Annotated in this window: 21 protein-coding genes and 1 tRNA gene; 5 read left to right on the top strand and 17 right to left on the bottom strand. The window is 49.7% G+C overall.

The features are described from left to right. Window positions 1-33: 33 nt before the first annotated feature. Entirely contained in the window at window positions 34-759 is a 726-nt protein-coding gene (locus ABDZ76_RS02485; RefSeq protein ID WP_343800831.1) for an RlmE family RNA methyltransferase, read from the bottom strand. Next, complete coding sequence (locus ABDZ76_RS02480) at window positions 756-2,213, bottom strand: Ppx/GppA phosphatase family protein (RefSeq protein WP_374844552.1); 1,458 nt, start codon at window positions 2,211-2,213, stop codon at window positions 756-758. The genes ABDZ76_RS02485 and ABDZ76_RS02480 overlap by 4 nt, the downstream gene beginning before the upstream one ends. A 516-nt stretch (window positions 2,214-2,729) precedes the next feature. Here ABDZ76_RS02480 and ABDZ76_RS02475 point away from each other — a divergent pair. Continuing rightward, window positions 2,730-3,776: a Gfo/Idh/MocA family protein gene (locus ABDZ76_RS02475; RefSeq protein ID WP_343800825.1), complete on the top strand. Its 1,047-nt coding sequence runs from the start codon at window positions 2,730-2,732 to the stop codon at window positions 3,774-3,776. On the opposite strand, the gene ABDZ76_RS02470 is transcribed toward ABDZ76_RS02475, so the two are convergent. The 15 genes from ABDZ76_RS02470 to ABDZ76_RS02400 form a co-directional block, all read right to left on the bottom strand. Next, window positions 3,773-4,912 (bottom strand): Gfo/Idh/MocA family protein, encoded by a 1,140-nt coding sequence (locus ABDZ76_RS02470; RefSeq protein ID WP_343800822.1) that lies wholly within the window; start codon window positions 4,910-4,912, stop codon window positions 3,773-3,775. The genes ABDZ76_RS02475 and ABDZ76_RS02470 overlap by 4 nt on opposite strands. A 101-nt stretch (window positions 4,913-5,013) precedes the next feature. Continuing rightward, on the bottom strand, window positions 5,014-6,429 hold the full coding sequence (locus ABDZ76_RS02465) for a mannose-1-phosphate guanylyltransferase/mannose-6-phosphate isomerase (protein ID WP_343800818.1): 1,416 nt from the start codon (window positions 6,427-6,429) through the stop codon (window positions 5,014-5,016). Between the two features lie 4 nt (window positions 6,430-6,433). Beyond that, window positions 6,434-7,858 (bottom strand): phosphomannomutase, encoded by a 1,425-nt coding sequence (locus tag ABDZ76_RS02460; RefSeq protein ID WP_343800815.1) that lies wholly within the window; start codon window positions 7,856-7,858, stop codon window positions 6,434-6,436. A gap of 133 nt (window positions 7,859-7,991) precedes the next feature. Then, on the bottom strand, window positions 7,992-8,444 hold the full coding sequence (locus ABDZ76_RS02455) for a YceK/YidQ family lipoprotein (protein ID WP_343800812.1): 453 nt from the start codon (window positions 8,442-8,444) through the stop codon (window positions 7,992-7,994). Window positions 8,445-8,653: 209 nt separating this feature from the next. Continuing rightward, window positions 8,654-8,727 (bottom strand) — tRNA-Gln (locus ABDZ76_RS02450). Between the two features lie 254 nt (window positions 8,728-8,981). Next, complete coding sequence (ccoS, locus tag ABDZ76_RS02445; protein ID WP_184223574.1) at window positions 8,982-9,125, bottom strand: cbb3-type cytochrome oxidase assembly protein CcoS; 144 nt, start codon at window positions 9,123-9,125, stop codon at window positions 8,982-8,984. Further along, window positions 9,122-11,404 carry a cation-translocating P-type ATPase gene (locus tag ABDZ76_RS02440; RefSeq protein WP_343800807.1) on the bottom strand — a complete coding sequence of 761 codons (2,283 nt, stop codon included), beginning with the start codon at window positions 11,402-11,404 and terminating at the stop codon, window positions 9,122-9,124. The genes ccoS and ABDZ76_RS02440 overlap by 4 nt, the downstream gene beginning before the upstream one ends. Further along, the gene (locus tag ABDZ76_RS02435; RefSeq protein WP_343800804.1) at window positions 11,401-11,898 is read right to left on the bottom strand and encodes a FixH family protein; all 498 of its coding nucleotides are present in this window, start codon (window positions 11,896-11,898) and stop codon (window positions 11,401-11,403) included. Before ABDZ76_RS02435 ends, ABDZ76_RS02440 begins: the two co-directional genes overlap by 4 nt. After that, the gene (ccoG, locus tag ABDZ76_RS02430) at window positions 11,898-13,454 is read right to left on the bottom strand and encodes a cytochrome c oxidase accessory protein CcoG (RefSeq protein WP_343800801.1); all 1,557 of its coding nucleotides are present in this window, start codon (window positions 13,452-13,454) and stop codon (window positions 11,898-11,900) included. Before ccoG ends, ABDZ76_RS02435 begins: the two co-directional genes overlap by 1 nt. Before the next feature lie 171 nt (window positions 13,455-13,625). Continuing rightward, the gene (ccoP, locus tag ABDZ76_RS02425; RefSeq protein ID WP_343800798.1) at window positions 13,626-14,489 is read right to left on the bottom strand and encodes a cytochrome-c oxidase, cbb3-type subunit III; all 864 of its coding nucleotides are present in this window, start codon (window positions 14,487-14,489) and stop codon (window positions 13,626-13,628) included. Next, window positions 14,482-14,640: a cbb3-type cytochrome oxidase subunit 3 gene (locus ABDZ76_RS02420; protein ID WP_184223564.1), complete on the bottom strand. Its 159-nt coding sequence runs from the start codon at window positions 14,638-14,640 to the stop codon at window positions 14,482-14,484. The genes ccoP and ABDZ76_RS02420 overlap by 8 nt, the downstream gene beginning before the upstream one ends. Before the next feature lie 11 nt (window positions 14,641-14,651). Then, complete coding sequence (gene ccoO, locus ABDZ76_RS02415) at window positions 14,652-15,383, bottom strand: cytochrome-c oxidase, cbb3-type subunit II (protein ID WP_343800793.1); 732 nt, start codon at window positions 15,381-15,383, stop codon at window positions 14,652-14,654. Window positions 15,384-15,396: 13 nt separating this feature from the next. Further along, the gene (gene ccoN / locus ABDZ76_RS02410) at window positions 15,397-17,016 is read right to left on the bottom strand and encodes a cytochrome-c oxidase, cbb3-type subunit I (protein ID WP_343800790.1); all 1,620 of its coding nucleotides are present in this window, start codon (window positions 17,014-17,016) and stop codon (window positions 15,397-15,399) included. Window positions 17,017-17,604: 588 nt separating this feature from the next. After that, entirely contained in the window at window positions 17,605-18,966 is a 1,362-nt protein-coding gene (locus ABDZ76_RS02405) for an ATP-binding protein (RefSeq protein ID WP_343800787.1), read from the bottom strand. Then, window positions 18,963-19,628: a response regulator gene (locus ABDZ76_RS02400; protein WP_343800784.1), complete on the bottom strand. Its 666-nt coding sequence runs from the start codon at window positions 19,626-19,628 to the stop codon at window positions 18,963-18,965. The genes ABDZ76_RS02405 and ABDZ76_RS02400 overlap by 4 nt, the downstream gene beginning before the upstream one ends. Window positions 19,629-19,769: 141 nt before the next feature. On the opposite strand from ABDZ76_RS02400, the gene dsbD reads away from it, so the two are divergent. From dsbD to ABDZ76_RS02380, 4 genes are read left to right on the top strand one after another with little or no spacing between them, the layout of a single operon-like run. Further along, the gene (gene dsbD / locus ABDZ76_RS02395) at window positions 19,770-21,608 is read left to right on the top strand and encodes a protein-disulfide reductase DsbD (RefSeq protein ID WP_343800781.1); all 1,839 of its coding nucleotides are present in this window, start codon (window positions 19,770-19,772) and stop codon (window positions 21,606-21,608) included. Window position 21,609: 1 nt separating this feature from the next. Then, window positions 21,610-22,407 (top strand): prolipoprotein diacylglyceryl transferase family protein, encoded by a 798-nt coding sequence (locus tag ABDZ76_RS02390; RefSeq protein ID WP_343800778.1) that lies wholly within the window; start codon window positions 21,610-21,612, stop codon window positions 22,405-22,407. Between the two features lie 31 nt (window positions 22,408-22,438). Beyond that, window positions 22,439-23,218: a L,D-transpeptidase gene (locus tag ABDZ76_RS02385; RefSeq protein WP_343800775.1), complete on the top strand. Its 780-nt coding sequence runs from the start codon at window positions 22,439-22,441 to the stop codon at window positions 23,216-23,218. Window position 23,219: 1 nt separating this feature from the next. Then, complete coding sequence (locus ABDZ76_RS02380) at window positions 23,220-23,831, top strand: DsbA family protein (protein ID WP_343800772.1); 612 nt, start codon at window positions 23,220-23,222, stop codon at window positions 23,829-23,831. The last annotated feature ends 32 nt before the right edge of the window (window positions 23,832-23,863 follow it).

The raw sequence follows: 23,863 nt of genomic DNA, 5'->3' as shown, positions 1-23,863 counted from the left end.
AGGCATTTTCTAGTTCAACGACGTTAAGTGAACTTAGCCTTTAAAGTCACGCGCGAGCAAATAAAGCTCGACCGATTCAGCACGCGATGCCGGTGGCTTGACGTGATGAACAGAGCGGAATTTCTGCTTCAGCAAGGCCAGCAATTCGTTTTCGGTGCCGCCCTGAAATGTCTTGGTCAGGAAGTGACCGCCCGGCTTCAAAACGGAAATCGCAAAATCTGCCGCCACTTCACACAAATGCGCGGTGCGTAAATGGTCGGTGCGGCGGTGGCCTGTGGTTGGTGCAGCCATATCAGAAATGACGAGATCAGGCTTGTCGCCTAATGCTTCCATCAGTTTTGCAGGCGCTTCATCTTCCAGAAAGTCCATCTGCAACAAAATCACGCCGGAAAGCGGATCAACTTCCAAAAAGTCGATGCCAACCACTTGCGGATTTTCATCGGTGGAGCCGACAATTTTGGCCGCGATTTGTGACCAGCCGCCGGGGGCTGCACCCAAATCGATGATCTTCTGGCCTTTTTTCAAAATATTGTAACGCTCATCAATCTCGATCAGCTTATAGGCCGCGCGGGAGCGATAGCCGTCAGCTTTGGATTTATGAACGTAAGGATCGTTGAGGTGACGCTCAAGCCAGCGGCGTGACGATTCTTTAATCGTGCCGGCTTTTTTCTTGACGCGTGTATGCATGACGCGTGTGCCTGCACCGCCGCGCCCTCCGGTATTCGCACCCCCTGGTTTACCGCTGCCTTTATTACTCATGAATATTGCCTGTTCTTATGCCCGTTGGGCTTAAAGTGACGCCAGGCTCCATCGCGTGACATCAGTTCCGTCAAAATACCTTCGCGCAATCCGCGATCCGCGACCAGCAGTTTTTCGCTTGGCCATACATTGCGTATCGCATCCAGAATTGCACATCCAGCTAATACCAGATCGGCGCGATCAGCGCCAATGCAAGGATTAGCAACCCGTTTGTCAAAGCCCCATGACAGAAGTGTGTCTGTCATGTGGGTTACTTCGTCTGCACCCATCCACATACCATCAACGCGGCGTCTGTCATAGCGCTCAAGGCCTAAATGAATGCCTGCAAGCGTTGTGACCGTGCCGGATGTACCAAGCAGGTGAAAACGTGTGCTTTGCGCCAGTCGCCCTAAATGATGGCGTTCCTGAAAATTACTCAGCAATTCGCTGACATGGCCGACCATGGCAGAAAAGCTTTCCGGTGTCACATCGCGACCGCCAAAGCGTTCAGCTAAAGTGACAACACCCACCGGCAGTGATGTCCAGGCAATAATATGCTCGGCCAAACGCGGTGAACGGCGTTTGGAGACATCAATCAGTGCAATCTCGGAAGAACCGCCGCCGATATCAAAAAGCACAATCGCATCGGTCTCGCGCGCCACCAAGGTGCCGCAACCGGAAACTGCGAGGCGGGCTTCGGTCTGGCGGTCAACGATCTCCAGCTCAAGACCCACTTCAGTACGTACACGCTCCAGGAACAGCTCCCCATTTTCAGCTGCACGACAGGCTTCTGTTGCAATGAGGCGAGAACGTTTCACATTGCGAGCGATCAGCTTATCACTGCATACTTTTAAGGCTTCTACTGCGCGATCCATTGCCTGCTCGTTCAAGCGGCCGGTTGTGCTCAAGCCTTCGCCTAAGCGCACAATGCGCGAGAATGCGTCAACCACCCGAAACTGTCCGGGGCGGGTTGGCGAAGCAACCAGCAAGCGGCAGTTATTGGTGCCAAGATCAAGCGCTGCATAAAGCGGCGCTTCATGGGCACTACCACGAAAACCGGTGCTGCGCGGTGTTTGTTGTGGCAGCCCTGCTTTGCCGTTTACCGGTTTTGCAGCATTGGCCTTTGGGCTTTGTGTGCCCGATGGTTGTGGTTGCGGACGCGCCAGAGTGCGATGTCCGCGTGGCATATCTCCAGCCCGTGGCAAACTGGCTGCAACGCGCTGCTCGGCAGTGTTGTTGCCTTGCTGCTGACTGTTGTTCGGCGCTTGGCCTGACTGGAACGCTGCTGGTTGTGTAGTTGTCTTTTTGCGGCGTGAGCGTCTTTTACGCTTTGATAATTTAGCTTTATTGGCATCCGTCGCTTTTTGTTCGGCAAGCGAAGACTGATTGGACAGGTTTTCAGCAAACGGATTATTTTTCTGAGCGGCATTTTTGCCGCGTTTACGACGACGCGCACGTTTTCTCTGCTCTGCCATAGCTGGCTGATCAGCGTTTGTCCGCAGCGGTAAGGGAGTATTCTTCTCCCTTTCGGAGCGCCCCGAATCGTTTTTCTCCTGCGGCGGAGTTGATCCGGTTGAGGCTGCGCGGTTCTCAGACCGTTTGCCGTTTGCGGCGACAATACGAGCGTTGTTCTCACTCATATTATTGCCTGACGCCCCACTCTTTGCCGGTTTTACACCGTGCTGGCTGGGCTTTTTCAAGGTCTTAGTCCTTTTGGCGCCGCGCGAACCGGTGAAGGACGCAAGCAGGGCGCTTTTTATACATGTGTTGCCCTTAATGTAGCAGTGCTTTGTCCAATTACCAAGGGCAGGATTTTTCATTCTTTGATATTAATCATGTATAAGTGCCTGAAAGCCTTAAAACCTAAGGGATAAGGTTCGCCAAATTAGTTTGGCTTCAGACCTAACTATGTATAAATTCACGACAGATGGCCGGAAATGCTGCATGCTTGGCAGTAGGCTTTGATATTTTCTCATGGCGAGGCGTTGAGCATGAAAAAGTTTGCATGGGGCGTGGTGGGCACCGGAGCGATTGCTCAAAATTTTTGTGCTGATATTTCGGCCACGCAAACGATGCAGATCAGCGCTGTCTGCTCTCGTGATATGCAAAAGGCAAAAGGCTTCGCAGCGCAGTTTTCAGCTGTAAAAGCCTATGATGATTTTAGCCTTATGTTGCAGGATGCAGCGATTGATGCCGTCTATATTGCAACACCGAACAGCACCCATGTGCTCTATACATTGCAGGCGATTGCTGCCGGTAAACCGGTGCTGACAGAAAAGCCGATGGGCCTGAGTGTGGCTGATGTTGATCAAATCATTGCCGCCAATAGCAAAACTGCAAGCTTTGCAATGGAAGCGATGTGGAGCCGCTTTTTGCCCGCAATCACTGCGTTAAAACAGCATATTCATGCCGGAACCATTGGTGAAATATATGAGGTCAAGGCGGATCTCTCTTACCTGAAACAAGTTGATGCCAATAGCCGTTTTTTTAATCGGGCTTTGGGTGGTGGGGCGGCTTTTGACCTCGGCGTTTATCCATTATCGCTGACACTTTATTTGCTGGGGATGCCGGATCAGACGCGCGGGCAGTGGCAGGCAGCGAAGACAGGCTGTGATATGCGCAGCCAGTTTACCCTGACTTACCCCGGAGCTGAAGCACAGCTTAGCTGTGGCTTTGATCGTGACGGTGCCAATCTCTATTTAATTCGCGGCAGCAAAGGTGCCATCGAAATTGATGCGCCGTTTTTAAAAGCGAAAAAATTGGTGATTTACTCCGAGAAGGGGCAAAAATATTGGCTGAATTGCTGGGTGAATAAATCGCGTTTTTTCCGCAAAATTTTAAATCGTCTGAACCTACCCGGTCGGCGGGTGGAGTCTTATGATTTTGCAGGGCATGGCTTGCAGTTTCAGGCTGAGGCGGTGATGCAAGCTGTGCGTTCACAGCAAAGCCAGTCACAGGTGATGCCACTGGAAGACACACAAGCTGTTGCTGCAATTATTGAATCAGTGCTCGCACAACAAGCAGTTAAAGCCAGTTAAAAACGACTTTGCACCTGATAAGGCTGGTTGTTTTTATCGGCATTGTTAAGTGCCAGTGCCACCTCAGTGATATGCAGCGCCACATCAGCTGAAAAGAATGGCTTGGTGCCAATGGAGATGGCGCGCTCCATATCAGCGATGCCGCGGGCAAAATCAATCTGGGACGGGAAGGCCGGAAGCTTTATGTCTTTAGTTTGTTTTGGGTAGCTCAAACGCTTGCCCGGCGCAGGGCGAAAATTGATGAATTTGCCAAGGCGTGGTTCAATCTGATTGAGTAAGCGCTGCATGAAGGAACGTTTCTCGCCTAATTTTTCAAGGCGTATATGGGAACGCTCATCCCATAAATCATCAACGGTTATTGAACCTTGATCACCCACAATGGTTAAAGAGCGATCACGTGGCATAGCAAGGCCGCAAGTGACACGCGCGATGGTGCCGGAATGAAATTGCAGGCAGCCGACAGTGAAATCCGGTGCCATTTGAATATGCTTTGTACCATCACCTTTATCAGGAAAGCTGATCGCGGCAAAAGCATTGACTGTTTTGACAGGGCCAAAAAGTGAAACGAGCCAGGAAAGCGCATAGCCTGCATGTTCTAAAGTGCAGCCGATTTCAAACTCGTGCAAGCCTGGCCATGGCGCGCCGGATTTTGATTTCCAGCTTGCCCATTTGTCGCGAAATACAGGGCCGTCTTCCATTTCAGCATAAACGAGACGTGGTTGTCCGATTTCTGGCAAGTTTTGTTTAACAAGCTTATGTGCGGCGCTCAGTGCATTGGCAGGGGCAGCGGCAAGGATCAGTTTTTTTTCCTGCGCTAAAGCAACAAGCTTGGCAGCATCATTGACATCCATCGCCAGCGGTTTTTCGCTATAGACATGTTTGCCGGCATTGAGTGCTGCGGATGAAATATGAAAATGGTTTTCTGGTGTTGTCAGATTAACGACAATATCGATGCCTGGATCGTTGAGAATTTCATCAAGGGATGAAAAAGGTTTGAGCTTGTAAAAACTGCAAAATTCATTGAGGCGGTTTGCATTATGATCATAGGCACCGAGGAGTACCAGCTGCGGATAATTAGCCAGACTGGTCATATAATAATCGGCCACAAAGCCGGTGCCTACAAATGCAATATTCACGCATTCTCTCCAAAATTTGTGATGATTTGAACGATTTTAAACGCACTGCCTTTTAAAATAAAAAAGGCAGTGTGCTTTTGTCAAAAAAATAATGATGCAGTTTAACTGCGTCCGTACATATCATCAAAACGGACAATATCATCTTCACCCAGATATTCACCGCTTTGCACTTCAATGAGAACAAGCGGCAGAATGCCCGGATTTTCCAAACGGTGTTTATGGCCGCATGGAATATAAGTGGATTGGTTGGTGGTCAGCAAAATCACATCGTCACCATTGGTCACTTTGGCAGTGCCGGAAACGACGATCCAATGTTCAGAGCGATGGTGATGCGATTGCAAGCTCAGGCGGCGGCCGGGCTTAACCACAATGCGCTTGATTTTGAAATTGTCGCCTTCTTCCAAAATTGTGTAGCTTCCCCAAGGACGATGTGCGGTGCGGTGTAATTGTGCCGCTTCATGGCCTTGCTTTTTCAGGCGGTTATAGACATTGCGTACTTGCTGGGCATTGTCTTTATGGGTGACGAGCAGGGCATCTGCTGTATCAACTACCAGCAAATCATCAACGCCAATCAGGCTGACCAAACGGTCTTCTGAATAGACAAAACTGCCATGGGTATTTTCAAGTACGGCTTCGCCGTTGACGCGGTTGCCATCCTGATCCGGCTCAACAAGCTCTGCCATGGCTGACCATGAACCAATGTCTGACCAGCCGCAATCAAGCGGTACGCAGGCGATATTCTGCTGTTTTTCCATCACGGCATAGTCAATGGAAATGGCAGGGGTTGCAGCAAAAAGCTCTTTATCAATTTCAAAAGTTTCTGCGCCGCCTTGGTGGCCGCTACGCGCCTTTGCAAGCGCTGCCTCAGCACCTTTTAAAACATCAGGGCAATGTTCGCCCATGGCGTTAAGCATGGCATCCGCTTGGAAACAGAACATGCCGGAGTTCCAGAAATAGCGACCGCTCTCTACATAAGTGCGTGCAGTTGTTTCATCCGGCTTTTCTACAAAGCGCAGCACATTTTCCTGATCGGTTTCCAAATAGCCAAAACCGGTTTCAGGGCTTTCCGGTACAATACCGAATGTTACGATGCGTCCTGTTGCAGCCAGTTCTTTAGCGCGTTCAACGCCTTTGCTGAACGCCTCCTGATCTTGGATCAGGTGGTCGGACGGCAGGATAAGCAGGGTTGTATCGCCGCCAAAAGCCGATTTTGCATGAAGGGCAGCAAGTGCAACTGCGGCAGCCGTGTCACGTCCCTGCGGTTCCAGCAGGAAAATATCGCCTTCGGATTTTGCATTGGAATTGGCATAGGCATCAAGGGTAAGGAACAGAAAGTCACGATTTGTCACCGTGATGATTTCTTTAACATCTTGCAAAGCTGAGGCGCGCTCATAGGTGCGCCCGATCAGCGTGCCACCTTGCGGCAGATCAATAAAAGGCTTTGGATGCGCATCGCGCGACAGCGGCCATAAACGTGAGCCAACACCACCACTGATGATAACAGGAACGAAACTCATTTTATCAAACGCCTTTTGTTTCAAGGTCTGCAAGGTTTAAACCTTGTTGCAGAATGTGTTGTGCATGATGTGCATCACTGGCTTCCGCATAGCAGCGAAGCTCTGGTGCATTGCCAGAAGCACGATAATGTAACGTGCTGCCATCGGTAAAGATAAGACGGATACCATCTGTTTCATCCACCTGCTGGATCGTGCCGAATGGTTTGAGAGCTTCCATCAAACTTGCATCCTGTTTGGAAAGGCGCTGAATAAAAGCGCCACTTTTTTCATGCGGCACATTTTGCAAGCGATCACTCAAAGCGTGACGGAACTCAAACTGTGCTGCAATAGCAGATAATGGCTGTTGCAAAGCAGTTATCTGGCTCATGCAGGCAAGCATTGGCAATAAAGCATCACGCGTTGGCAAAGCCGTCAGCGTGGCTTGCTCAAAATGCACATCGCTGCCGAGCAACACGCCGCCATTTGCTTCAAAGCCAAGCACGGATTTCGCGCCATGTTGAATGGCTTCTTCCATACCTTGAATGACATAAGGGGAGCCGACCTTGGTGCGGCTTGTGTTGAACCGATCGTCCAGTGCAGAATTGGCCGTCACCGGCACGACGATCTGATCACTTTTAAGCCATGAGGCCGTGATGGCACCCAGCAAATCGCCGCGGATAAAATCACCATTTTCATCAGCAATCAGCGGGCGGTCTGCATCACCATCGGTTGAAACAATCAGGTCAAACGAATGAGCGCCTGCCCATTGTTTGAGCAGGCTAATATCTTCGGGACGTAATGCTTCTGTATCAACCGGTACAAATTTATCAGCGCGACCAAGAGCTGTGACCTTGGCGCCTAGGTCTTGCAAAATATCGATGATAAGATCACGGGCAACAGAAGTGTGCTGATAAACACCGACCGAAAGATCTTTAAACACGTTCTTTTGAAAAATATTCAAATAACGGTCGCGATAGGCTGCAAGTGCCTTTGTATCTTTTACCGCATCGCTCAATTGATGTGCGTGGGTACCTGCTTCAATCTGTTTGTAATGCTGCGCTATTGCCTGTTCATCATGCTTGTCGATTTCACCGTCAGGTCGGTAAAATTTCAAACCGTTTCGATCATCGGGTATGTGACTGCCGGTAATCATAATGCAGGGCGCATCTTGGCGCATGGCATAAAAGCTTAGTGCTGGTGTCGGTAGCAAGCCGCAGTCAACGGGCGTAAACCCCATATCCTGAATGGCGGCCAGACAATATTGCGCAATCTGTGGGCTGGATGGGCGCAAATCCTGGCCGACAAAGACCTTTGCTTTGGCCTCAATTGGTTGGCGATCATTCATCGCTTTGAGAAATGCGAGCGTATAATCATAGGCTGGTTTGCCACAAAGTTCGCTTGCCAGACCCCGTAATCCGCTTGTGCCAAATTTTAATGAATGCGTCGTCATGCCCATACCTGATAAGTTTAACAGCAGGCTAGATTATTTGCCTTTGTTTGGAAAGCTGATGCCAGCTGAATCAGGTGATAATTTGTTGAAGATTCTGCCTGAATGTGTGTTTCACGCAGATTCATCCCAGCCTTTACTTTAATTCCCTGACGCCGCATTTGACCTGATCAATTGATTTTGCTTTGTCAGCTTCAGCCTTTTGCTGAGAGTTGGTGCAAACAGGAACCTGTTTTTGCTGATAGCCTTTTGCCGCTAAACACCGATCAAGCACTCTTGTGCGTAAGGGTTGGTTTTTATCATATGTGCTGATATTGCCGGGGATGTTGACTTCCCCAACCTGATAACACGCAACCTTGTCTCCGACTTGGCGGCATTGCGTTGTGCCGGGGCTGTAATAGCCAGGTGTATAATTCGTAACCTGATCGACGGGCACTTTGCGCATTGCCTCGATTGTGCACTCGTCATAGTCATATTGTTTTTGACTTATCGACGTCCCCGGTTTCCAGAGAAGTGTGACGGTGCTGCAACCTGATAGAGCGATGATGGTAGCCAGACTTGTTATCGCGAACGCAAACCGTTTCATCATAAGTGCCTTTGTGGAAACTATCGTCTGAAGGTCATTTATATGAAAATAAGCAAATGCTCTATACGCTGAACGCAAGATAGCAGCATAAGTCATATTTGTAAGTGACGAAATTATACCGCTTGCAATCCGGATTGATAAAATTGAATCGCATTAAAAATACACTGTATTTAAATGGGTATAGTATTTTTTAATGTGGGTAAAAAGAGATTTGGCTGGGGAACCTGGATTCGAACCAAGACTAACGGAGTCAGAGTCCGTCGTTCTACCATTAAACTATTCCCCAGTATGATCTTAGCAAAATCAATGTCTTAAGAGTGATTTTGCTGTCAGCATTTGATGAAATCATCTGCTGTCATCATCTGTGGCTCCCATCTAGCGAAGTGAAAGAAAGATGGCAAGAGCTAATTTAAAAATAATTGCATTTCTATTGTTAATCAGCGGAAAAACCTGATTTCATTCAATTTTGTGGATAAAAAAATCGCGCAAAACTCAAATTTTAAGAGTCCTGCGCGATTAATTTGTTCAAATTTTTGATGATCAGTCTTCAGGATCAATCAGAATGCGACTCGCTGCTCCGTCCATATCCTCATATTGGCCGCTTTTGAGTGTCCAGAGAAACATCACCAGCCACAACCCGCCTAAAAACAGCGCAATGGGTATGAGGAATAATAAGATGCTCAACGGTTTACAGCCTTCCATGTGGTTGGCGCGGCCTGTAATTTTTCATTGGCCGCTTTAATCTTCTTCGCTTCAGCTCTGCCTGCTTTTAAACGCAAAGCATTGCTGATGACAACAATAGAAGAAATCGACATGGCAAGTGCGGCCACAAGTGGCGTAACAAAGCCGAGTACAGCAAAAGGTACTGCCAGAAAATTATAACCGATCGAGATCATGAAATTCTGACGGATAAGCTTATGCGCTTCCTTGGAGACAGCATGGGCAACCGGAACCGCACCAAGGCTTTCACGCAGGAAGACAAAGTCCGCAGCATTACGGCCAATATCGGCAGCTGTTGCAGGTGCCATGGAAACATGCGCCGCAACGAGGGCAGGGGCGTCGTTAAGGCCGTCGCCGACCATCAGAACCTTGCCGCCTTCATTGCTTAAGTTTTGCACTAGCTTGGCTTTATCAGCAGGCAAAACTTCGCCCTGAAAGCGCTCAATGCCTAAATATTTTGCCAGTGACTGAACAACGCTGACTTTGTCACCAGACATGATTGCAAGTTTGAGGCCGCTCTTCTTCAATTTGTTGACAGCTTCCAGTGCATCTGCACGCGGGCGATCTTCAAACGAGAAAACCTGTACAATTTGGCCATCAATAGCCAGACATGTCTGCGGGCCATCTACCTGGTCAGATGCTTGCACCGTATCGCCATCAGCAGCAATCCAGGCGCGGCGACCAAGCTGATAGGTCTTGCCGTCTTTGATGGCTTTAATGCCGGAACCCGGAATTTCTTCGATATGATCAAAGCGGGTTGTCTGATTTTGGGTGGCAAATTGCGTCAGCGCGCGTGACAATGGATGCAGCGAGTAAAGCGAAAGCTCTGCCGCCATTTCCAGATGTTCAGCCGGAATTTTATCCTGATCAATCAGCCAAGGCTGGCCTAATGTTAGTGTACCGGTCTTGTCGAAAATAACATGATCAATTTCGGTCATGCGTTCCATCGCAGAACCATCTTTGATCATAATACCGTTTTCAAACAGGCGGCGCGCGGCCACAACTTGTACAATCGGTACAGAAAGACCAAGTGCACAAGGGCAGGTGATGATGAGGGTGGAAATAGCGATATAGATGGATTTGTACCAATCACCGCTGATGAACATCCAGAGCAGGAAGGCCGAAAAAGCTGTGAGGTGCACGGCAGGTGCATAAAGCTCAGCTGCGCGGTCGGCAATGCGGCGGTAACGGGCACGACCACCTTCTGCCATATCCATCAGGCGCACCATCTCAGCCAAAAAGCTGTTGCCTGCGGCAGCGGTTGCACGAATGACTAATGGGCCTGTGAGGTTGAGCGTTCCGGCACGAATATCGGAGCCTGGACCTACAGGCACTGCAAGGCTTTCACCGGTTGCAATGGAGCAATCAAGCTCTGAATGGCCTTCTTCGATTTTTGCATCAACAGGTACGCGTTCACCCGCAGCCAAAATGATTTGCATATCCGGCACGATTTCTTCAATCGGCAGATAATTGCGTTCACCATTTTCACTAACGACAATGGCACCGCGGGCGGCAAATTGTGAAAGACCACGTACAGCCGAGCGTGCGCGTTCACGCATCACATGATCAAGGGTGCGGCCGATCAGCAGGAAGAAGAGCAGTGATACGGAAGCATCAAAATAAGCGTGCTGACCACTATGAATGGTTTCATACAAGCTCATGATGAAGGCGAGCGAAATCGCCACCGAAATCGGGAAATCCATGTTGAGGCGGCCGGCTTTCAGGCCGCGCCATGCGGATTCGTAAAAAATACGACCGGAAAAAATCATGGTCGGCAGTGCAATCAGTGCCGAAATCCAATGGAACAGGTCGCGTGTTGCAGCTTCTGCACCAGACCAGACGGACACGGAAAGCAGCATGATATTACTGCTGGCAAAACCTGCAACGGCCAGTGCAATGATGAGACGGGTTAAGACTTCGTCTTTTTCTTTGCCGAGTTCGAATATATGCGCTTCATAGCCTGCTTTATTGACGATATCGATCAGGGCAGGCGGGGTTTCATTCTCATCCCAGCGTATAGTCACGCGTTTGGAAGAGAGATTAACGCGGGCATATTTAACCTGTGGCTGTGCATTCAGCGCCTTTTCAATGGTTTGAATGCACAATGCGCAATGAATGCCCGGCACCGACAGGTCAATCTGACGTAAGCCATCGCCGAGCTTGCGGCTTGCAAGAAGCAGCTCATCGGGAGAGTAAATCTGGCCAGCGCTCAAACTTTGAGCATTGGGGGCGCAGCAACTCATTTATATTCTCCGTTTACGATGATGAAACGGCGGATCTGACGATAAGGATCTTCAAGGCCAGCTTCGGAGTTGATCTCAACAATCCATGCGCCTTCACCTAATTCAACCTTGGAAGCAAACTGGCCGGTGCCGGTTCTGTCCATGGTGACAGTGGTGTCATTAGCATCGCCGACAGGACGTTTGAAATGAGCGGTTGCGCTTGTGGCATCAACTGCTTGTCCGTCTTTGTCGAGCAGCAGATAGGTGAATTCGCCGTTTTTATAGTCCAGCTTGGTTTCCCACAAGAGTGCGGCCTGTTCCTTGCCGGTGATAGCTTTTTCGTTGAATTCCTGACTGGCGACATAGGAGTTTTTAACAACCAGACCGCTCCAGCTGCCGATGGCAAAATAGGCCATTGTCAGATTAACAGTGATGATTACCCCGAAGAACAAGCACATGATGCCCAACATGTGCCAACCGGTAAAGCCACGGCTTGTCATGCTTTTATTAGTCATCAGTTTTTCTCCGGTGCAATAAAGGTCGCTTTGTAAGAGGCAGTTTCTTTGCCATCAACATCGCTGACGCGAATTGTATAAGTGGTACGGGCTTCAGTGATTTCACGAGCCGGTATGCTAACGAATAGTCTGAGTGTTTTCAGACGATCCGGTTCTACAGGTATAATATAGTTACCCTCTGCGGTCGGCTCAACATCCTGCAACGAAACGGTTGCATTCGGCAGACCTTCAACAGAGACGCTAAACTCGCGTGGCTGCGGGATCATGTTCAGCAGTTTGACGGTATAACCATTACGGATCGAACCATCAGACAGAAGCACATATTGCGGGTTTCTGTCTTGCAGCACGTTTACGCCGATACGGTCACGCATATAAAGCGTGCCAAGCAGCATCATGCCGATCAGAGCCCAGATCGCAAAGTAAATCAGGGTGCGCGGACGCAGGATTTTCTTCAATGAGATCAGATGAACGGCATCTTTGAACTTATTTGGTGCTTCATAAACGCGTGCCGGATCGATCGGAGCCGTGCCGCCATTGGTCGCAAGGTTCATATTTTCATGATAATCGTTCAGTGTTGCATAAGAAATGAGACCGCGCGGCTTGCCGACTTTGTCCATGACCGAGTTACAAGCATCAATGCAGAGCGCGCAGGTGATGCATTCGAGCTGCTGACCATCACGAATATCAATACCCATCGGGCAGACAGCCACACAGGCATTACAATCTACGCAGTCACCCACAACCGCACCGGCAGCAATAGCTTTTTTGGAGCCGCGTGTCCGTGGTTCACCGCGCCAGTCATTATAAGTAACGGTCAGTGAGTTTTCATCAAGCATAGCTGCCTGAATACGTGGCCAAGGGCACATATAGGTACAAACCTGCTCACGCAGCAAACCACCAAAAACATAAGTGGTTGCAGTGAGAATGGCGACAGTAATATAGGCAACAGGTTCAGCATAGCCGGTGACGACATCCATGAAGAGTGTCGGCGCATCGGCAAAATAGAAAATCCACGCGCCGCCCGTCATCACGGCAATCAATAACCAGATGCCGTGTTTGAGAACGCGCTTGATGATTTTATTAGCGTTATAAGGGCTGCTGTTAAGTTTGATACGCGCATTGCGGTCGCCCTCAATGGCGCGCTCGATAACCAGAAACAGGTCAACCCAAACGGTTTGCGGGCAGGTATAGCCGCACCATGCGCGACCGGCAGCAGAGGTCATCAGGAAAAGCCCTAACCCCGCCATAATAAGCAGACCGGCAATATAGTAAAATTCTTGCGGCCAGATTTCGATGAAGAAGAAATAAAAGCGACGATTGGCGATATCGATGAGAACGGCCTGATCAGGCGCAAACTCACCACGATTCCAACGCAACCAAGGCGTGAGGTAGTAAATGGAGAGCGTGACAAACATCACGATCCACTTAAAGCGGCGGAATTCGCCGACAACACGTTTAGGGAAAATCTTTACGCGCGCGGCGTAAAGAGCCTGGCGGACTTTAGGCGAGTTGACCGCTTGTGCATCGATCTGTTCGACGTCTGAATGATCTGACATCTTCCACTCCTGTTTGAGTATCGCACAGAATGGGGGAGGGCGGCGATACCCACATTACAATATATGTTTGCCTAAATCGTGTCTGACAGTTGAAGGTCACCAAGGACTTAGGAAAGCATATAGTGAGTGAGAAAACCGGAAGGCAGTTGCCTGCCTTCCGGAGAATTATGCTTATTCACCGCCACCGAGGGAGTGAACGTAGACTGCCAGCTGTTTGACAGTGGCGTCACCAAGGCGCTCACCCCAAGCCGGCATGACGCCGTGCTGTGGATGTTCGACCTGACGCATGATTGCATCTTCACCCGAACCGTAGAACCAGATCGCATCGGTCAGGTTTGGTGCGCCGAAGTCGCGTATACCCTTGGCATCTTCACCATGACAAACGGCACAGTTATCAGCAAACACCTGCTCGCCGGCCGGCACCTGCGAAGCATCGCGCGGTGTACCGCTGAGGCTTACGACATAGGCTGCAACGTCACGAATTTCCTGTGGTTCCAAAACGTCTGCATAAGCAGGCATCTGGGACATGCGGGTATCTTCGTCTTCTTCATGGCGAACGCCGTGCTGAATGGTTTGCAGGATATCATCCAGCGTACCGCCCCACAGCCAGTCATCGTCATTCAGGTTAGGGAAGCCAGGCGCACCTTGCGCACCGGAACCATGACACTGAACGCAGTTGACCTTAAATGCAGCTGCACCACCGGCAATCGCATATTGACGCAATGTTTCGTCACCGGCGATTTCGTTGACATCTTTTGCCTTGATGGCATCGATGATGCTCTGACGGCCTGCTTCAACAGAAGCATTTTCCTGCCAGAAAGCGCCACGGCTCGACCATTCCAGCACACCGCTGGTGGAAGAGGAGATCAGCGGCCATGCCGGGTAAGCAATCGCATAAGCAAGAGCCCATGCAATGGTTGCATACCAAGTCCACAGCCACCAACGTGGCATAGGGTTGTCAAGTTCGCGGATCCCGTCCCATTCGTGACCGGTCGTTTCAACGCCGGTTACTTCATCGACTTCTCTTTTAGTCATTCGCTTCATCCTTGAACAGAATGGCTTGTACTTCTTCTGCGCGCTTTTTGCTGCCCGGACGGAAGGTGTAGGCAATGACAAAAAGGAAGAATAATGTCATCGCCAGCAGACCCCAACTGTCAGCAAAGTGGCGCAATGTGTTATAATCCATGACTAAACTCCTTATCGCGCCTTAGGCGACTGATCGTAAGTTGAGAAGTCAACCAGGGTTCCTAACATCTGAAGATAGGCAACCAATGCGTCCATTTCAGTGATCTGCGACGGATTGCCGTCAAAGTCACCGGTTTTTGCCTTAGGGTAGCGTGCCAGCAAATCGTCAGTATCTGCATCAGGGGTTGCCTGTGCAATCAGATCTGCTTCAGCATTGTCCAGCATTTCCTGCGTGTAAGGTACACCAACAGCGATATTTGCCTTCAGATTGGCAGTCAGATCGGTGACTTTAAGCGGTGTGTCTTTCAGGAAGCTATAGCTTGGCATAACGGATTCAGGCACGATTTTACGTGGCTCAATCAGATGCTGCACATGCCATTCGTTCGAATAACGGCCGCCCACACGTGCCAGATCAGGACCTGTACGCTTGGAACCCCACTGGAAGGAATGGTCGTACATGCTTTCTGCTGCCAGCGAGTAGTGACCATAGCGCTCCACTTCATCGCGGAACGGACGGATCATCTGGCTGTGGCAGAGATAGCAGCCTTCCCGGACGTAAATATCACGTCCGGCAAGTTCGAGAGGTGAATAAGGGCGCATGCCATCCACCTTCTCAATCGTGTTCTGCAACCAGAACAATGGGGCGATTTCAACGATACCGCCGATGGTGACCACGAACAACGAGCCGATGAGCAAGAGCGTGGCGTTTTTCTCAATAGCTGAGTGCTTTTTAAGAAATGACATAGATCAACGTTCCTTATTCGGCTGGCTGCATGGTTGGTGCAGGGGTCGAGCCAGGAATGGCTGTCTCGTTTCTGAGCTTGCCACGAACAGTCATGTAGATGTTCCAGGCCATCAGGATACCACCTGTCAGATACATCACGCCGCCAAGTGTACGGATGACATAGTAAGGGAACATGGCGAGTACTGTTTCTGCGAAGGAGTAAACCAGGAAGCCCTGATCGTCATATTCGCGCCACATCAGACCCTGCTGAATACCAGCTACCCACATTGAAGCGGCGTAGAGAACGATACCCAGAGTTGCGAGCCAGAAGTGCCAGTTGACCATACGGATCGAGTAGAGGCGGTCACGCTTCCACAGTTTTGGAGCAAGGTAATAAACCGCACCAAAAGTGATCATACCATTCCAACCAAGCGCACCGGCGTGAACGTGACCAATGGTCCAGTCAGTGTAGTGCGAGAGGGAGTTGACGGCTTTGATCGACATCAGCGGACCTTCGAAGGTCGCCATACCGTAGAAGGCAATAGCAGCAACCATCATGCGCACGATCGGATCGGTACGAACCTTGTCCCATGCGCCGGAAAGCGTCATCAGACCGTTGATCATACCGCCCCATGAAGGCATCCACAGCATGATGGAGAAGACCATACCAAGGGTCTGCGCCCAGTCAGGCAGAGCGGTGTAGTGCAGATGGTGAGGACCTGCCCAGATGTAGAGGAAGATAATCGACCAGAAGTGCACAATCGACAGGCGATAGGAGTAAACTGGACGGTTTACCTGCTTTGGCACGAAATAATACATCATTGCGAGGAACGGAACGGTCAGGAAGAACGCAACAGCGTTATGACCATACCACCACTGGGTCACAGCATCCTGCACACCGGAGAAAGCTGAATAGCTCTTCACACCGAGGAAGGAAACAGGGATCGCCAGATTGTTGATGATGTGAAGCATCGCAATGGTGATGATGAAGGAGAGGTAGAACCAGTTGGCCACATAGATATGCGGCTCTTTACGGCGCAGAACTGTGCCGAGGAACACAACCAGATAAACAACCCATACAATGGTCAGCCAGATGTCGACGTACCATTCAGGCTCCGCATATTCGCGGGACTGGGTGATGCCGAGCAAGTAGCCTGAAGCTGCCATGATGAGGAAGAGGTTGTAACCCCAGAATACGAACCAGGCCAGATCGCCGCCAAAGAGGCGGGCGCGGCAGGTGCGCTGTACGACATAGAATGAAGTTGCAATCAGTGCGTTACCGCAGAAAGCAAAAATCACTGCAGATGTGTGCAGCGGGCGTACACGGCCAAAATTAAGCCATGGTTCGAAGTTTAAACTCGGGAATGCAAGTTGCGCTGCGATAACAACACCAACGAGAAAGCCGACAACGCCCCAGAATACAGTGGCAATAACACCATAACGGATCGGACCATCCATATAGGTGCTAGGGTCGGTTTCTTTTGATTTAAGGCTGTAATCTGCATTACGCAGAAGCAGAATAGTGAAAATTGCTATGACAGCAAAAGTGATCCACATGTGAGTTCTGAAGAGCTCATCATGTGAAAAACCGGCCATCAGCATTGCACACAATGCCAACAGTCCGGAGATGACGGTTCCAGCTGCGTAGTTCATAAAAGTCCCCTCGCGGCGCATGACAAAACACTGCTTTGGTCACCGGAAGACTTTGGGATGCAAGATGCGTCGGTGCCAGAACAGTTATGACTGAAATTTTCTATCTGCAATTGTAACGCGAGTGCATTGATTTTAATCAATGATACCCACGGCCACAATGCGAACGGAAATTTATCTCTTTTATCGCAGATTCTTTCAAAATAAGAACTGCTACAGTCTGCCGCAGGTTTTTTAGGCTGTTGTCGCAATAAGCTAAATGTAAAGAGTCTCTATAAAAAGTGCATCCAAGATTTATTTGGAAGAATAGTTTCTGTTTCGATTTCTAAATTTGCTGTATTGTTTGTATATATTGGAATAATTAAATTTTTTATGACGTTATGTCTTGGGTTTTTTTAGGTATTATTTTTATTTTAGCTAATCATTATATTAGATATGCTATGACCACACATGATAATTGCTACTAATTTTGTGTGATTATGATTTAAACTGATACATTATAGCACAGTTAAGCCAAGATCATGCAATATCTGCACCGGCGTAATTTTTCTGTGCATAATGCGAGACTCGGAGAGGTTGCAGAAAAATCAATCAGTTGGTGGCCGAAATGGGAAGCGTGAGCACCACTTTGACCCCGCTCGCCTCACGGTTGATGAAATTGACTTGTCCGTTCATGCGCGTGGTGGCAGCTTGCACAATAGCAAGACCCAGGCCGCTGCCATTTTCAGATTTATAGCGCCCGCGGAAGAACCTTTCGCTGATATGCGGCAGCTCGTCCACCGGAATGCCCGGTCCTTCATCCTCAACGATAATTGACACGTTGTCGGCTTCCATTTTGCAGGAGCAATAAATGGTCGCCCCTTCAGGGGAGTGGTTGACGGCATTTTCCAAAATATTGCGCAAAGCCAGCGTGAAGAGCTGGGCATCTTTAATTTTCAAATTCTGGCAAGGATCCTGAATTGTAATTGTGATGTTTTTGGGCTGTGTCAGCATGCGCAAATCCTGCGCAATCAGATGCATCAGCTTGCCCGCATATTCTTCCTTAGGCTTTGCCGGTTCCTCATCGGTTTCCAATGAGGCCAGATCAAGCAATTGCTTAACCAGACGGGTGGTGCGGTCAACGCCGGTTGAAATCTGACGTACAGCATTGTCGCGCACATGTTCGTCTTTGCTGTTCATTGCAATGTGAGCTTGCGTTTTAAGTCCCGCCAATGGTGTTTTCAGCTCATGGGCTGCAAAAATGGCAAAGCTCTTTTCCCGTTCGCGCGCTTCTTCCACGCGGTTGAAGAGGCCATTAAGCGCATTGACCGCAGGGGCAATCTCACTTGGCAGATTGCTTTCTTCCAAGGCGCTCAAGTCATCAGCCGAGCGTTTTGACAAGGTTGAGGCCAGCGTGCTCAGTGGCATCAGGCCGCGACGTACGCTGATCCAGATAAGGCCAGCCAGAAAAGGAAAGATCAAAAGTGCCGGTAAAATCAGGCCGGTGATCACATCACGCACAAGGCTGTTGCGCACACTCATATTGTCGCCAACCATAATGCGCATGCCAAGCTGGGTGTTTTCAATGGTATAAACGCGCCATGTCGAACCCGAAACCACTGTATCGGAAAAACCGTTATTCGTGTGGGTCAGCATATCTTTGGGCGCACTTGCCGAGCGGCCAACCAGATTGCCGTCAAGCGACCATATTTGGCAGAATAATTGCCGGTCATAATTGGGAAAGTCAGGAATAGGCTTTGGTGTAAACTGACCGATGCCGCCTTCATCACCCACCTCGACACGGCGGTCGGTAAGCAGCGAATTGACCATATGCGCCGATTCCATCAAGCGCGCATCCAGTACTTTTTTAACTTCTGCCTGTGTGCTGAGGTAAATCCAGCCGACCGCAAACAGCCAGACAAGGCCGGTCGTGCCGATAAGAATGGTAATCAAGCGTTTGCGGATAGAGCTCATTGTTCTTGTTCTGCCAGTCTGTAGCCAAGGCCGCGCACGGTTTTGATAAATTTCGAACCTAATTTGGCACGAAGATGGTGGATATGCACTTCAACGGCATTGCTTTCCACTTCCTCTTGCCAGCCATAAAGTGCTTCTTCGAGAACTGTTTTGGAAAGGGTGGCGTTCGGGCGCTCCATCAATGCACGTAAGACTGCAAATTCGCGGCGGGTGAATTTTAGTAAAGCATCGCCGCGATGGACGGTCATTTGCGCCGGATCTAACACGACATCCTGCCATTCAATTTTGCCGGAAGAGCGGCCATTGCTGCGCCGAGCGATGGCACGGATACGCGCGGCCAGCTCATCAAGGTCAAAAGGTTTGCCGACATAATCATCAGCGCCGGCATCAAGACCGGCAATGCGATCGGCAATCTGGTCGCGTGCTGTTAGAAGAAGCACGGGCAGGTCATTTTTATTGCGTCTTAAGTGCGCTAAAATATCAAGGCCGGAACCATCCGGTAGCATCAGGTCAAGCACAAGTGCATCATAGTTTTGTGAGGCGATGGCGCTATAGGCATCTTCGCAGCTGGCCACTGCATCAACGGTAAAACCGGCAATGTTAAGCCCGACACTCAAGCCGTCCATCAGGATGGGGTCATCCTCGACCACTAAGATGCGCATCTGTAAAACCCGTTACTTTTTTTAACTTTTACTATTCCTAATGTCGCAGGCTTATCTTAAGGCTGACTTAAGGTGCATGTTTCATTGACTGATCTCAGAACCAAATCAATTATTTTATTATTGCATGACCGGAGCCGATTTATGAGACTGCTAACAGTGATATTAATGATGTTAATATCATCAGTTACCACTGCAAAAGCATCGCCACTACCTGTGGATGAAGCTTTTCGTTTGCAAGTGTTAAGTGCTGACGACCAAAAACTGGTTGTAAGCTGGAGCATCCATGACGGCTATTATCTTTATAAAGATCATATTGAAGCAACTGACAAACAAGGCAGTGCTCTGAAAATTGACGCACCTGAAGGTGTCATGAAAGATGACCCGACCTTTGGCGCGATGCAGGTTTATTTCAACCGCACTACTGTTTCATTCGATTTGAAAAATAATCAACCGGTGACACTGACCTATCAGGGCTGCCAGAATGACGGTATATGCTATCGTCCGGAAACCCGCACTATTGATCCGATGACTTTAGCTGTCAGCAATCCGTCAGGTGGCAATGTTGCGCAATCATCATCTTCAGCCGCGGTGCAGTGGAAAATGGAAGCACCGGCAGTCAGTGCGCCGGTAGAAAGTGCTTCGACTGCACCTGTTGCGGCTTCTGCTGATAGTTTTCAGATTAGCCAAGACAAAGGCATGATCCAGTCATTGCTGGAGCGCGGTGGTACAGGTTTTCTGCTGTTAAGCTTTCTGGCTTTTGGTATTTTGCTGGCATTTACGCCTTGTGTTTTTCCAATGTATCCGATCGTGGCGGGTACTTTGGCTCGTGAAGGCGACAAGCTCACCCCGATGCGCGGTTTCCTGCTGACCTCCACTTATGTGGTGGCGCTGGCGTCTGGCTTTGCATTGATCGGGGCGGTCGCCGGATGGTCAGGGCAAAATCTGCAAATGGCTTTACAGTCGCCTTGGCTGGCATTGGCGGTGGCGATGGTCTTTATCATTTTAGCACTTTCAATGTTCGGGCTTTATGAGTTGCAACTCCCAAGCAGCTGGATGAGTGCTGTCAGCCGCCGCACCGGTGGCGGTAAGGGCTCGTTGGGTTCAGCTGCCGTGCTGGGCTTTAGCTCCGTGTTGATCGTCGGGCCTTGTGTCACGGCCCCCTTGGCTGGCGCGCTGCTTTATATTGCGCAGACCGCCAATGTAAGTTTGGGTGCCGCTGCACTTTTTGCGCTTGGGCTTGGTAAAGGTATTCCGCTGATTATTCTGGCAACTTTCGGCAGTTCTGTTTTGCCGCGTGCCGGTGGCTGGATGGAAAATGTCAAAACTCTGTTTGGTTTTGGTTTTTTGGCAACTGCCATTTGGATGGCCGCACCTTTATTGCCATTGGGCGCTGATTTGTTCTTATGGGCGATCCTGCTTTTTGCTTTCTCGGCTTATCTGTTTGCTAAAGAATGGCACCGCATCGGTTTTCGTGTGGTTGCACGCACAGCTGCAACAACTGCCGTGGTTTATGGTGCCATCCTCATGCTCGGTGCTTCTTTAGGTGGCGTTGATCCGCTCAAACCTTTGGCGCCACTTGTCGCCTCTAACGGACAATCGGGAGCATCGGTTCCGGCACTGCGCTTTGCTAATGTCGGTTCATCACAACAGTTGCAGACCAATTTGAAACAGGCACAGCAAGAGCGCCCGACTTTGGTTTATTTTACTGCTGACTGGTGCGTGGCGTGCCATACAATTGAGCGCTCGGTACTCACCGATATGGCTGTGCGTCGTGGTCTGGCTGATTTTGATTTGATCAAAGTGGATTTATCCGATGTCACACCGGAAAATGACGAGCTGATGCGTCAGCTTCGTGTGGCAGGGCCTCCTACGATGATTTTCTTTAATGAGCATTCAAAAGAAGTGGCGGATACGCGTCTCGTTGGCAATGTCACAACATCGACACTGACAGGTTCTGCGGCCAAAGCAGGTGGTGCCTGATATGAACGCTGTTTCAATGGGGCCTTTAGTGATGGATGGCAGCCGCTTTGCGGTGGTACTGGCAATGGCTGCCTTTTTAATTATCACTGGTGTGATGAGCAGCAAAGTGGATCAGCGCTTTAATCGCTGGTCATGGATCGTGCTGATTGGCGCGGTTATTGGTGCACGTCTTGGTCATGTGGTTTTAAATTGGGAGAGTTTCTCTCAGGAGCCACTGCGTATTTTCTCGCTCTGGCAGGGCGGTTTCTATTGGCCGGGTGCAGCTGTTGCGATTGTACTGGCAATTGTGTTTGCACTGCCATCCATGGCTTTGCGGCTTTGGGCGCTGGTGCCGGTAGCATGTGCGGTGTTTGTCTGGAATGGTATCGGCATTTTAACCGGTGCAACGCAAGCCATTGCTCTGCCGCCGCAAAGCTTTCAAACCATGACGCAAGATGAATTTCGTTTTGACCAGACGAGCGGCAAACCGCTGGTGGTTAATCTCTGGGCGAGCTGGTGTCCGCCATGCCGCCGCGAAATGCCGATGATGGCAGATCTCGCCGCCAATAATGATCAGGCAGAGTTTATTTTTGCTAATCAGGGTGAGGGGCAGGCAGCTATTCAAAATTACTTGAAGCAACATAATATAGTCTTGCCGCAAATCATTATAGATCAGTTTTCTGATCTGTCGCGCCATTACGGCGCACCCGGATTACCTGCTACTTTATTTATCAGTGCGGACGGAATACTGAAATCTGCACATCTTGGTGAAATATCCCGCGAAACACTGCAATCAAATATCAATCGCCTCAGCCGTTAAAGCTAAAAAGCAAAGAATTAAGGACATCACTGTGACACTACCTTCACATATTAAAACCCACACCGGAAATGTGACCGGACGTTTGCTGTTGCTGGGCGTTTTGCCTTTGTTTCTGGCGGCGTGCAACACGACTAAGCCAGCAACAACAGCCGGTGCAACAGTTGCCGCACCTGTAACGGCACCTGTTACACCGGTTGAAGCTCCCAAGCCTAAAGAAGAACCCAAAACCGCTGATCTGAGCAGCTATGAAAAAATGTATGCCGCCGTTAACGATAACGGAAAGGTCATTCCGGCGATTGATATTTCAAAGGTAGAAAAGCGCAATCTGCGTCAGGAAGTCAATTATAAGACGTCGCATCCTGTCGGCACCGTGATCGTCGATCCTTATAAGCGCTATCTCTATCTGGTGATGCCGAATAACCGCGCCATGCGTTATGCCGTTGGTGTTGGTAAAGCAGGGCTTGCATTTTCCGGCACTGCCGACATCGCGCGCAAGGCTTCATGGCCGCGCTGGACACCAACTCAAAACATGATCAAACGTAGTCCTGAACATTATGCAAAATATGCAGGTGGACTAGAAGGCGGTGTCAGCAATCCGCTTGGTGCGCGCGCCCTTTATTTGCACCGCAATGGTCAGGACACGCTTTATCGTATTCACGGCACCAACCAGCCTTGGTCAATCGGCAAGGCCGCATCGTCCGGCTGTATCCGCCTGTTCAACCAAGACATTCTTGATTTGCACAAGCGTGTACCGGCTGGCTCCAAAGTGGTGGTGCTGAACCAGCAGGAATCCGGAAAAGGAGAATTTTAAAATGTTGAACCGACGTCAGATTTTGGCGGCTTCTGTTGCAGGCACTGCAGGGATGATGCTTGGGACAACAGCTTTTTCCCAAAACATGCCGAGCGTTAATGATGTGCTTTATGACCCGGAAATTCCGGTTCTGGGTAATCCTAAAGGCGATGTAACCATCGTTGAATATTTCGATTACCAGTGCCCTTATTGCAAAAAAGGTCATGGCGAATTGCTTGATGTGGTCAAGCGCGACGGCAATGTGCGTCTGGTGATGAAAGACTGGGTGATCTTTGGTGAGCCTTCCACTTATGCGGCCAATCTGGTGTTGGCGGCTGAGGAAGACGGCCAATATATTAAGGCGATGGAAGCCTTGATGAAAACACCTGGTCGTTTGACCAGAGAGCAGGTGGATGAAGCTTTGAAAAAGGGTGGCCTTGATCCGGTCAAGCTGGAAGCCACTTATAAAAAACATGCCAAGAAGATTGACGGCATTTTGCAGCGCAATATGGCGCAGGGCGATGCGTTCAATTTTGGCGGCACGCCGTCTTTTGTCATCGGCACCCGTTTATATGGTGGCGTGATGAAGGAAAAAGACCTGATCGAAGCCATTAAAATGGCACGCGCCGGCTGATTTCTTGTCAATCAGGTGAAGATTTAAAAGGC

It is taken from the genome of Paenochrobactrum glaciei (assembly GCF_039522165.1).
Classification (GTDB): Bacteria; Pseudomonadota; Alphaproteobacteria; order Rhizobiales; family Rhizobiaceae; genus Paenochrobactrum; species Paenochrobactrum glaciei.
This window is presented reverse-complemented; position numbering and strand designations above follow the sequence as displayed.